General features: G+C 49.1%; 7 protein-coding genes, 1 tRNA gene and 2 pseudogenes. 4 read left to right on the plus strand and 6 right to left on the minus strand.

Features of this window, described 5'->3' with window-relative positions:
* Positions 1-113: 113 nt before the first annotated feature.
* Positions 114-263, plus strand: a pseudogene (locus H6F56_RS12830) (transposase); the annotation flags it as partial.
* 87 nt (positions 264-350) lie between these two features.
* Here H6F56_RS12830 and H6F56_RS12835 read toward each other — a convergent pair.
* Both H6F56_RS12835 and H6F56_RS12840 read right to left on the minus strand, forming a co-directional pair.
* A complete protein-coding gene (locus tag H6F56_RS12835) occupies positions 351-965 on the minus strand; it encodes an ExbD/TolR family protein (RefSeq protein WP_190668738.1) in 615 nt (204 codons plus the stop codon).
* 96 nt (positions 966-1,061) lie between these two features.
* Entirely contained in the window at positions 1,062-1,886 is an 825-nt protein-coding gene (locus tag H6F56_RS12840) for a MotA/TolQ/ExbB proton channel family protein (protein WP_242031988.1), read from the minus strand.
* 751 nt (positions 1,887-2,637) lie between these two features.
* On the opposite strand from H6F56_RS12840, the gene H6F56_RS12845 reads away from it, so the two are divergent.
* Together H6F56_RS12845 and H6F56_RS12850 are read left to right on the plus strand one after the other, a co-directional pair.
* Positions 2,638-2,817: a hypothetical protein gene (locus tag H6F56_RS12845; protein WP_190668742.1), complete on the plus strand. Its 180-nt coding sequence runs from the start codon at positions 2,638-2,640 to the stop codon at positions 2,815-2,817.
* Between the two features lie 55 nt (positions 2,818-2,872).
* Positions 2,873-3,019, plus strand: coding sequence for a hypothetical protein (locus H6F56_RS12850; RefSeq protein ID WP_206753406.1), 147 nt, complete (start codon positions 2,873-2,875; stop codon positions 3,017-3,019).
* Positions 3,020-3,252: 233 nt separating this feature from the next.
* Here the strand turns inward: H6F56_RS12850 and H6F56_RS12855 are convergent.
* Positions 3,253-3,325: transfer RNA gene (locus H6F56_RS12855), tRNA-Phe, on the minus strand.
* 92 nt (positions 3,326-3,417) lie between these two features.
* The gene (locus tag H6F56_RS12860; RefSeq protein ID WP_190668746.1) at positions 3,418-3,867 is read right to left on the minus strand and encodes a PPC domain-containing protein; all 450 of its coding nucleotides are present in this window, start codon (positions 3,865-3,867) and stop codon (positions 3,418-3,420) included.
* Positions 3,868-4,056: 189 nt separating this feature from the next.
* Here H6F56_RS12860 and H6F56_RS12865 point away from each other — a divergent pair, with 189 nt between their 5' ends.
* Positions 4,057-6,666: a phospholipid carrier-dependent glycosyltransferase gene (locus H6F56_RS12865; RefSeq protein ID WP_190668748.1), complete on the plus strand. Its 2,610-nt coding sequence runs from the start codon at positions 4,057-4,059 to the stop codon at positions 6,664-6,666.
* A 104-nt stretch (positions 6,667-6,770) separates the two neighbouring features.
* Here H6F56_RS12865 and H6F56_RS27325 read toward each other — a convergent pair whose 3' ends face one another.
* The gene (locus H6F56_RS27325) at positions 6,771-7,313 is read right to left on the minus strand and encodes a response regulator (protein ID WP_416360993.1); all 543 of its coding nucleotides are present in this window, start codon (positions 7,311-7,313) and stop codon (positions 6,771-6,773) included.
* Positions 7,314-7,322: 9 nt separating this feature from the next.
* Positions 7,323-12,005: pseudogene (locus tag H6F56_RS12870) on the minus strand (Hpt domain-containing protein); the annotation flags it as partial.
* Positions 12,006-12,015 lie beyond the last annotated feature (10 nt).

A 12,015-nucleotide genomic window follows, 5' to 3' on the forward strand; every position in this document is an offset into this window, starting at 1 on the left:
TATACTCAGACCAGTTGCCGATGCGGTATTGAGCTTTTATGGCAGGTTTTTGTGTGGTAACTGAAACTTACCATGTCTCGCCCTTGCGCAATTCCTCTTCATGCAACAACGCCTGTCAGTTGTTGTACTTACCTGCTTATTCACCGGACTTCAATAAGATTGAGCGCTGCTGGTCTGGGCTCAAAAGTCGAATTCGCAAGCAGCTCGATCAGTTTGAGTGTCTACGTGATGCAATGGAGTATGTCCTCCACCTAGCGTCCTAACCGCCTTGGCGGTTGCTATACCTCAATTTCTCCATCCGTCTAGGATGCTTGAAGCTTAGCGATTTTTTGGATAAGGCAGACTTATGCCTAATTCTGGAGGGCCGGATTCGGATCACCGGCACCTGGAGCAGCCGGCACTCCAGGCAACTGCAACTGATTTGGATTAAAGGTTGTCCCAGGTGCCGGCGTGCCCAAAGGACTTAAAGGAACCGATGGAGTGACTTTAGGAGAAGGACTCAAGCCTGGAATTGTAGGATTAACCGGCGTTAAAAGATTTGGGTTGACCGGCTCACTCTCGGAACCAGGCAGAGTGGCTAAGGCAACGCGACTGCCCCCCACTTCTCGCATTTGATCCAACACCTGCACCACATCGTTGTATTTGGCTTCCTTAGAGGCGTACAGCACCATCAATCCCTCCGGATTGTTAGAGCTATAAGCTAGTAACTCTTGAGAAAGCTGATCTGGATTTACCCGCCGCTGATCGATATAAGCTTGACCGAACGGATCGAGACCAACGATTAACATTTGACGGATCTGCGGTTGGCCGGTGCTTGCTTTCGGTAAATCAACCGTAATCGCTTGCTGACGGGTTAGTTGCAGTGCAGCAAGGATGAAAAATGTCAAGATACAAAAAATGACATCAATCAAAGGAACGATTTCAATCCGAGCCTCTTCCGAGGGAGAATCCAAGTTAATCTTCATACCACAGATGATGGGTGCAATCGGGGTTGGGAAAATTTGCTACAGAGTGATCGTAATTCAGAAGCGATACCGGCACATTGTCCAACGGCTTAATGCTTAGACGCTGCCGAAATCTGGGGATTCAGACGCCTTAGAGTCTTTTAACGGAGTTGGCTCCTCAGAGGGCGTTGTTTGTTCAATCACTTTGTTCAACCGGCTCGCCTCTTCTAATGGAGTTGGCTCCTCTGCTGGGGGGCTATATTTGATCACTCCTTTATTCCGAGTCGAATTTTCTTCTGCCAATACATCCGGGGGACGTGCGGCCACACTACTGTCAACTGCATAACGTTGATTGTGCGATTGAGGCCAGAACTGCCGGTAAAGCAACTCTAACTCATTGCCAGCTTTGCGGAAAATCTTAACTTGCTGAAACAAAAACGCCTGAAACACACGGTAAAATGCCAAACTGGTAATCGCTATGACTAGGCCAGTCGCCGTAGTGATCAACGCTTCCCCAATCCCTAAAGTCACTCCTGCCGTTGAAGACGTTCCCAGATCGCCTAGGCGAATTGAACCAAGCGAGTTAATTAAGCCTAAAACTGTCCCCAGCAATCCTAAAAGAGGCGCTAAGGCAATCACAGCTTCTAAAACCTTATCTCCCCGTCGCATGGAAGCCAATTCATCGTCTGCAGCCGACTCCAGTGCCAGCCGAAACACTTCTGGATCGGGCTGTAGCAGACGCAAGGGTGCATAAAGAAATCGCCCAATTGGCTGCCGGTTTGCTTGTCTGGCAATTTCGTTGGCAACTCCCCAATCATAACGAGCCGCCTCTAGCACTCGATTCACGATCGCCCTTTCTTTGAGCGCAATGTTAGCCCAGAACCACAGCCGCTCGATGATCGTCGCGACAGACAGGATAGACAGAGCCAGCAACGGCCACATGGCTGGGCCGCCCTTTGCAAATAGTTCTTTGACTAATTCTAGATTCACGGTCTTTGCTTTCCTCCTTACGTTCCTCGCCCCAAGTTCTGTTTTACAGGCTGTCTTTAACAAATCCCTAGGCATTTTAATTTTAGAGATTTATAAACCCCTTACAAGCCGGCAACCTAAATTTTGGAGAATCTGTCAGCGAGGGGCGATCAACCTTTATTTGCTGTAATTGCCTTGAACCCGACAATTCAAAGCGTCAGTGACCCCGCTTCGGAGTTTGCACCTCACGATCACGCTGGCTGATCCACCGGCACCTTTGGAGGCATCGGTTACAGAAGTCTGGCGGAAAATTTCTCGAAATCGAGACTCAATGAGGGTAAACCGGAAACAATTTTTTTTCAAGGGATTGATAAATACCTGTTATGACACAGGATTTGTCGTTTTGGTGTCATCAACTGCTTTTGTCCTGCCGGCATCACATTCGGTGTTCCAGAAAGCCTTTATATTTATCCTGTGCAGAAGTCTCCTTAATCAGAAGTTCCAGCATCGGCACAATTGCTGGCTGCTTTATCTAAAGGGAGTATCCGCAGCCTCTGGGCGTGTCCCTAATCAATCTACGCCGCAAGTCTATTGGATTAGATTGGCTGCTTAAGGCTCTAAGCTGCTACGCATTTAATTTGCTAGTTTATGAAAGGCTCACAAATTTCCCATTCCTTTCAGCCTTTCCCTTTCTCCCTCTTTTCCCCTCAATTCAGGCAGAAAATTGAATGCAGCGATTTCCCGTGAGCAAGCGGTTGTGAAAAACTATGAAGCGTTGATCCTGGATTTGAGGGATGTCCCGTTATTGGCGGTGACTTCTTCTCTGGCGATTGAGAATGCGATTAAGGATGCCTGCAATCAAGGCCGGCACGTATTATATTGTGGCCGATGTCGGCAAGATTAAGCGGAGGCTGAAAAACTTGAAAATTTTGGAACGTTTACCTCCGCAGAACTTGTTGATGGATCATCAACAGGTTTTAAAACAGGCTGTTGCGCTGATTAAGAGAGATGAAGTTGCCCGTAATGTTACAACTTATCAGGGGGATCTCGCTGGAGCAAGTCTCACTGCAACCAAGGATTACCTATCAAGCGATACTGCAATATAAACTCCCGCACCCTTCTATTTCTGAGGGCGCGATCTGCGTCCTCAGCTCAGTATTTTCAATTTTAGGAGGATCGAACCTTCTAAAATTGTTCGCTTTTCACTCCCTATCCAAGAAGTTGCTCCAACTTGGGAGTACGCTCATCAGTTTCTCGTTGCAGTTACTCTAGACGCAACAAACTGAGAATATCCCAACTACTTGGATATAGAAGAATTTTAGGCTTAATTCATTTTGAATGCCAGAACCCGGACTTGAACCGGGGACACGAGGATTTTCAGTCCTCTGCTCTACCAACTGAGCTATTCCGGCAACCGTTTTTTTGGTGCTTTATTAAAGTAGCAAATCACATGAGTTTTTGGCAAGTACCTGAGAAAAAAACTTTTTGTGGGGGACAAAACCCCTTAAATGGGCCGCAAGCGGGTAACTTTCAGCGTAAAGGCTCCGATGCCGGTTTCTCCAAAGGCTCGCACCCGAATAATATAGGTGCCGGCTTTAGTAATGCGGGAAAACAACAAGGAGTTCGTTGTGCCATCTGGGCCATCATCATTTTCCGCGACGGTTGAGCCATCTTCGGCTAGCAGGGAAACAATCGCGTCAAAACTGTCGGATGACAAGTCAACTGCTAGCTGCTCTCCTTCTGTCAGCGTCACAATGTAGTCTCTCGCAAATCCGCCCTGACCTGTGGGGATATCTTTTTCTGAGAGGGTATCTGAAACTTGATTATTAGGCGGTAGGGTAATCGGGCTATACAACTTATTTTGGGCCTTCGCACCCACAACACTGAGTCCAACAACGAGCAAGCTAAGCGGAATGAAGACAAAGCGAGAGGAGCAGGCAAAAAAACGAGTCATGGATGAAACCGCAAATAAGAAGAGTGGGTGAGGGTGAGAAGATAATTGTTCGCCGGCAGGGGGATATTTAAGATGCAGAGTTCCAGAAAATGAATTATTCTGGGCGGGGGTTCACTACTGCGAATCTGGGGCAGCTTTGATTATAGGCTCTGTCGCGGATGAGATGTCAGTATAGTTAGGTTTGAGTTTGTGGTTGATAGAGGAGAAAGTAGAAAGTTTGAGGGTTTGCCGGCTTTAGGGTTAATTTGGCTGGCGGGTGCACTAAGCGATCGCGTCTGGTTTGCCCTTGATCGCTCAGTACCGGCTTGGGATCAGGCAGAATATTTAACCGGCGGTTTGACTTACTGGCAAGCTTTGCAGCACCCTCTCTGGTTGAACGGTGAGTGGTGGGCAAGTTTTTGGATGATCTCCTCGAAAGTTCCTCCCTTGACCTACATCATTACAGCAGGTTTTCTTGATCTTTTTGGTGCCGATTCCGATCAAGCCACGCTGATTAATCTATTTTTTAGCGCAATTTTATTGGGATCGGTTTATGGTTTAGGCACTCAGCTTTTTAACCGGCAAATCGGTCTTTGGGCCGCTGGATTGTGTTTACTATTGCCCGGTTTGTATTTAGTTCGCCTAGATTTTTTACTCGATTACCCACTGACCGCTGCAGTTACGCTCTCATTTTATTGCCTTACAATTTGGAAAATTCAACAGGAAAAGGAGAGAGGGGGAATAGAAAAAAGTTCACGCCTCTCTCAATGGTTGTGGGTGAGTGCATTCGGCATTTGTTTCGGTTTGGCATTGCTGGTTAAACAGACATCTTTATTTTTTCTATTTGTGCCGATGCTGTGGGTGGCAATCAGTGCGATCCGCCGCCGACACTGGATTGGCGTGGCTCAGTTAGCCTGGTCTTTAATACTATCGTTGCTGGTGTGTGGCCCTTGGTATCGCACGAACTGGCTGCTAATTCTCACAGGTGGTAAACGCGCGACCCTAGATTCAGCAATTGCGGAAGGAGATCCTGCGCTTAACACGTTGGATGCTTGGACATTTTACTGGAAAGACTTACCCCAAATCGTTTCTTGGCCATTGCTGTTAGTACCGGCAGTCGGGTTTCTTCTGTATTGGATGCAACCACTTTTCAAAAATCAAGCAGTATCTCCCCCTCGCTTTTTGCCGGCGATCAAATGGTTAGGAGTCTTCCTAATCGGCGCTTATTTATTATGTTCACTGAATATTAACAAAGATTCCCGATATGTCTTGCCCTATCTGCCGGTTTTATCACTGTTTTTAGCCTATGGCTTGACACTTTGGCCGCGTTGCTGGGGTAAATACATTCGTTGGGGAACTGTCGGCACCGCCATTTTATTAATGTTGTTAAATCTCTGGCCACCAGAGTGTTTTCTCAGTCGTCAATTTACCCAATTCTTGAGTCCCCGTGCCCAACATTATGCTTACTTAGGGGCTGAATGGCCTCATCAGCAAGTTATTGCAGAAATTATTCAAACGGAACCTTATTTAAACTCAAATTTAGGCGTTTTGCCTTCAACGCCGACGATTAACCAGCACAATTTAAACTACTATGGAGCACTAGCTAACTTCCAAGTTTATGCGCGTCAGGTCGGCGTTAATTTAAAGCAAGTTCCTCAGGATGTACGTTCCCTTTCCTGGTTCATTACTAAAACCGGCAATCAAGGTTCAGTCCCCACAGAAGCTCAAACTGCGATTGTGAAAGCTATTGAGCAAAGTGCGGATTTCCAATTACAAAAGTTTTGGCCATTGCCCGACGGCAGCGAATTGAAACTTTACCATCGACGAGTGCCGGCTGTTGAGATACAGGGGAGAGAGGAAGCAACCAAATCTCCTAATCCCCTAATTTCGGCTAATTCTAATGCCAAAAGCGCAAATCGAGTCCAGCTAGAACGAGTTATCGTTCCCGATCAAGCGCCTCCTGGAGTGCCGGTGCCGGTAACCTATGAATGGTTAGGTTCTTGGGATCAATTGCAAGCCGGTTTAGTCTTGCTAACTTGGCAAAGTAATCCCCAAAAACCGGCTAATTTTCTAATTCCGGCCACCCAAATTCCCCAATCACAACAATGGTTGCATGATCACGGGATCGGCACCGGCAGCTTGCATCAAGGAATGCCGGCAAACTTCAAGGGAAAAGAATTTCAAGTAACTGAACGAATGGCAATGCTGCCGCCTCCGAATGCCAGGGGAATTTACACCTTAAAGGCAACTTATCTAAGCCGGCAGACGGGAGAAAGTTATCCGATAAAAGTGCCCGATATTTCCATAAAAATTGAGACAACAGCGAAACAAGTGCCGGCACCGGAATTAGATTTAATCACGCAGTTGCGGATTTTAGCAATTTCTCTGCCACAGGGTTCAAATGCTCTTACCCATGTTTTTGAGGAGATCGGGCGAATTAACCAGTATGACCCAACTCAGGATTATACTGTTCAAACTGAATTGGCGATGGAGCGCCGACTCGATCTGGAGGGGCCAAAACGCTCTTACGCCTACGCATTGGCGCTAGCAAGGGTATTACAACGGGACGCAACGGGCGCTATTTCGGCACTGGAACAGGTTGTGCGGTTGGACTCGCAAAACCCCTATGGTTATGCGTACCTGGGGTTTTTACATTTGTATGACCTGCACCCTAAAGCTGCTGAGAAGGCGCTACAGCCGGCATTTAAGATTAACCCGAACTTGCCAGAAATTAAGGCTATCAGAGCTGTAGCGGCGCTGATGCAGGGGAATCTGATGCAATTCTGGGGGGATGTGCAAACCCTAAGAAATTTAAACTAAAGGCGCATCTCCACCAATACGTGTTTTATTGAGTTTTTCAGGATTTTATAGTAAAAGGCTAATTGCCAATCGGAATGAAAAACTAGCAATTAGCCCTTTACGATTTATGAGGCTTCAGCCTTAGTGATTACGAGGACTTCGCCTTTAAGCATCCGGTTTGCCGCTTCTAGTAACGCTTCTTCCAGATAAGGCTTGGTGAAGTAACCGCGTGCCCCTAATTGGACTGCCATTTGCCGGTGCCGGTCAGCGCCGCGAGAGGTGAGCATTGCAATCGGGAGATCGGTAAGAATCGGATCTTTCTGCATCCGGGAAAGCAGTTCCAAACCGTCCATCCGAGGCATTTCAATGTCGCAGAAGACAATATCGCAGGGCAGACCCGAACGTAGTTTTTCCCAGGCTTCCTGACCGTCACGGGCTTGTTCCACCCGGTAACCGGCCTTGTTAAAGGTCATCGAGAGCAGTTCGCGCACGGTGATTGAGTCATCGACGATCAGAACGGTTGGTTCAGTCTTCTCTGGCGGCAGTTCTGCCGGTGTATGAGTAGCTTCATCCCACAGCGCCCCACCGCTTTCTTTTCTCAAGCGACCGGCTGCCAGGTCGATTAGCTCTAAAACGTCGGCAATTGCCACGATTCGGCCATCCCCCATGACCGTCGCACCGGCAACGCCAATCGGCTTGGGCACCGGCCCTTCTAGCTGCTTAATTACAATTTCCTGTTCGCCCAATACCTGATCCACTTGCAGGGCCAGGTAGTTACCGGCACTACGCAGCACCACAACCGAAATCACGTCATCTTCGGCGTTAGAACCATACACGCTGCCGCGACCGAGATGCCGGTTATACGCCAACAACTCGCGCAGGTGTCGGAACGGCAGCATGGAATCGCGCCAGGGAATACAAGTTTGGCCATCAGCAGACGTTTGAACTCGGTCTCTGGGGACATCCAGCATATCTTCCACCCCGTCCATTGGGAAGGCAATGCGAGCGCGGTCACTAATACAGCACAAGGCTTTAGAAATACTCAGCGTTAGTGGCAAGCGAATCGTGAAAGTGGTTCCTTTCCCGGGCGTGGAATCTGTTGTAATTACGCCTCGGATTTCACTTAAGTCGTTGCGGATGACATCCATCCCGACGCCCCGACCGGCAGTCATATTCGCCTGCTCCATCGTACTAAAACCAGGGTGATACAGCAGCTCGTAAACATCTAGGCGGGACATGGTTGCCACGTCACTCTGCTTGATTAGCCCTTTTTCTGCCGCTTTTATTTTCACCCGTTCTGTATCAATTCCCGCACCATCATCGGAGAAGGAAATCACCGTTTGGTTGCCTTGGTGGAAGGCGCGAATGGTGATCCGACCGACTGCCGGCTTGCCTAACCTTTGGCGCACCTCTGGCATCTCTATCCCGTGAGCGATGGCATTATTAATCAGGTGTTTCAGCGGATCAGACAAGTGTTCCAGAATCAGCTTGTCGAGCATGGTGTCCCGGCCCTCTAGCCTGATTTCTGCCTGCTTTCCGTGTTCAATGGCTTTGTCACGTACAGCACGCGCCAGCGGAAATACTCGCTCCAAAGACGAGAAAGGCACCATTCGGGAGCGAGTCAGACCTTCTTGCAGCTGGGTTGTTACCTGCCGCAACTGCCGGGTGACTTGCTCAGTTTCATCCACCAAAAATTCAATGTCTGCGGCTGATTCCCGAACTCGCACAATCAGCTCAATAATTTCTTGGGATTGGGTGTGGAAGCCGGTGAAACGATCCATTTCCAGTGCGTCAAAGCTTGCACCACTCAGGTGAACATCTCGTGCAGGTTTATTGCGCGATGACTGATAGTGTTGCCGGCTGCTCAGCAAGGAAATTTCCAGCAGGGATCGCTCATAGAGATCCTGCATTCGCTGACCCACATCGCTCAGCTGCTGCACTTGATGCAGCAAGTTATCGAGGAACTGCCGCAACCGTTCTTGGTCTTGCTCTAAGCTGTTACGGTTGACCACGAGTTCCCCAACCAAGTTGCTGAGGTTATCGAGTTGCTTGATCGGCACCCGCATCGTTTGCTCAGCAAATGCCTTGGGACGCATTTTCGGTGAGATCGGCCCTGGTGAGGCTTTTGCTGTAGCTCTGCCACCGGGCATTGTCATTTCAGACAGCGACAGTAGTTCTTCTAAATCTGCAAATTCGCTTTCTTGCTGGGCCGGCTTGGCCATCGGCTCTGGCACTGAGCGGGCTGCAACCGGCTTGGGAGTGGGTGCTGGGGGGGCAGGCGGGTTGAGAAAGTTTTCTAGCTCAGAAAAGACCGCTGAAGGCGCTCCTTCGACCATAAGGGCTGTCGGTTTTTCCTCTAACAGCGCTTCTAAATCATTAAACGCCCCGGCAGTATCTAGGGTGAGCGAAGCAGCTTGGACGACGGGTTCCGCTTGCTTTAAGGACTGTTCAAAGTTCTCGGCTTCTGCTGTGTCGAGCAGGCTATTGTCAAAGTCAAAATTGTCTATCTCATTGCTGCTGTCCTCAAGCCCTTCAAACAAGTTTTCTGAGTTAACGGCGGCGGCTGCAACCGTTAAATCCTCAAACGTCAAAGATTCTTCTTCTGAGGCGACGTCTGAATTTAACCAATTGCTTGAGAAGTCGGGGAGTTCAGTTTCTAAGGGCGGCTCGGAACCGAATAAGGCGTTCAGATCCCCAGACATTGAGGGGGTTTCCTCTGCTTCGGTTGAAAGTAAGTCCAAATCTAAATCGGCACCTTCAAACAGATCCCACTCCTCAGCGAATGAGGACTCTAAGCCGGTCTCTGCGGCGGAGGCGTCCGTTTCTCCTCCAAACAGATCCATCTCGCCAAAGTCCAGACTGTTATCTGAGCCAGCAGTCGTTGGCGTTTCTTGCGGTTCTTCGTCTGCTAACTCAAATAAATCTGTGAGATCACCGTCAAAATTCAGTGTTTCCTCTGCCGGTTGGGTGAAAGGCACCCCATTTGCTGCCTGTCCGATAGCCGGCTTTGTTGCCACTTCCTCACTCACTGTTTCTGTGTCGAACCAGCTCGTGTCTGCTTCTGTTTCCAGACCCAATAAATCCTCTAAATTTGTCTCAGCATCCCAATCAAGTTCGCCTTCTGGATATTGCTCTAGATTGGAGTCCCCAAATAGGGCATCTAAATTTTCGCTGCTCGTCTGCTTAGAGCCTTGCGGACTTGTCTGAAGGTCATCTAAATCTAAATGCTCCCAATCAGGGAAGCTGTCTGTGGTTGTCTCGGGGAAAAGATCTAATGAAATTTCTTCTACAGCCGACGTTGTTGGGATGTTTTGAGGCTCAGTGATGGCTAGCAGATCGTTTAAGTCGTCATGGGTTGCTGCGGCACTGGCTGGCGCAGGAGAAGGTTTGAGTGCGTGTTCTTCCTCAAACAAACTGCCAAATTCTAAATTGTCGCCACTCACGGGCTGATCCCAACTTGGCTCGGCGGTTTCAGGGCCGGCTGCCCCGCCGCTATCCCACAGCTCATTCCACTCTTGCGCTGCTTGTGTTTGGCTTGCTGAGGCAGCGGGTTGAATGCTGAGGCTGGGCGGTTGAGGAGAGAAATCTAACCCATCACTGTCTTCAAAGAGCGCTTCCAGGTTACTTTCAGCGGAGCCTGATGTTTTAGATTGAGAGGGTGAATCGGCAAACATAGGGTCTTTCTCATTTAAACCGGCAAAGAGTTCTTCGAGGTTGTTTGTCTCGCTGAACGCAATCAAGTCGCTGTCATTGCCTTCTAAGTTTAAACTTTCAAAATCGTCGGTAGCGTCTACCAGACTACCGTGTGCGTGTTTCGCTGCGCCCGTTTGTGGGGCATCGTCGAAGTTGCTGAAGTCAAAGGTTAATCCCTCCTCTACCAGTTCCTCTGATGAGGTGTCGAACAAATTTTCCCCTTCGGCTGCTGCCGCACCCCAGCTGTCATCATCCAGGAATGCATCTCCAAATAAACTGTTCAGTTCATCCACGGTATTGACTTCCTCTGCCGGCTCATCTTTACTGTCTTCTTCAAATAGAAGGTCTGAAAAATCGCTTGCCAGTAAATCGGAGGAAATATTGGCTGAAGCTTCTACGCGGGAATTGTCTGTTTTCTCGCGGTTGGGTTCGTTAACTTCTTCGGGTTCCCAATTGCTATCCAATTCTGGGGATTCGCCTTCAAAGAGATCGGCTAAGCTGTTGAGTTCTGCCATTCCCACTTCTGGCCCTGTATGACCGGCTCGTTTTCCTGCGGGGGCTTCGTTGGCTGGGGTGTAACGATTGACGATTGAGCTTTGACGAGTGAAGTCTTCCCCTTCCTCGCCCGGTACGATTGCTCCTCCGTGAGCAGTGCTGGGGCTTTTGGCTTTACCGGCTTCAGATTTTTTCGCACCACTCATGCCTGCACCGACGCGACTGCTGCTTCGGCTGGGACTGCCTGCTCCTGCAACCGCCCGTTCTGCCGGTGCGGGTTGTATCTTTTGGGCCGGTTGCAGCGCTTTCAGCTTGGAACTCACCGCAATTTCAGCGCCCAGGCCGGCTAAAACTAATTCTTGTGCCTGTTTAATTTCCTTGATAACGAGCGGTGCCAGTGTGCTGTAGGTAATATTGGGGTTAGAGATCGCTTTGGCCGCACATTCTAGCAATTCACTCCAGTTTCGCAGGTCAAATTGCTCACCGGCTCGCACTAAACTGCGACAGATATCTTGAAGCTTTTGCCGGCTTTGCTGTCCATCGGGTTGTTTAAAGAGCTGCAACATTTCCCGCAGATGTGCCGGTACATCGCTTTGAAAAATCAGTTGCAGAGCGCTTTCTTCTTGAAGTTCTCCAGACTTTTGCTTGGCTGCTTTTGTCTGTTTGGCTGCGACTGCCGGCACTTTAGCCGCGACTTTGGCCGCCGCTGGGGCGCTTTTGGCAGCACCCGGTACAATTAAACCGGAGTGACTTACCAGCCCTCCTAGGTGAGCTGTCAGCTCTATAAATACTGGCTCTACGCCAGACATAATGGCTTGAGCCACTTCTTCTTCCAGACCGTAAGGAGTGACTGAAAGCTGGTCTACCAGATCTTTTAGAGCGTCAAATACCCGCAAAAACAGACTTTCCAGTTTTTGGTCAACTTCAACGGGACACTCTTTGAGCAGCTTAAAACAATCTTCTAAGCGGTGAGACGTCTCCTCAATGCTGCTAATGCCCAGCATTCCTGCCCCTCCCTTCACCGAGTGGGCTGCCCTGAAGACTTCATTCACCTGTTCCGAGTCTTCTATCGTGCTTTGCAGATTCAACAAACCTTGTTCAATGGTATTGAGGTGGTCTTTAGCCTCCTCAATGAAGTACTGCATGATTCGCTGTTGTTGTTCTGGCAGCATAGGAGTGTCC

It is taken from the genome of Microcoleus sp. FACHB-672 (assembly GCF_014695725.1).
Lineage (GTDB): Bacteria > Cyanobacteriota > Cyanobacteriia > Cyanobacteriales > Oscillatoriaceae > FACHB-68.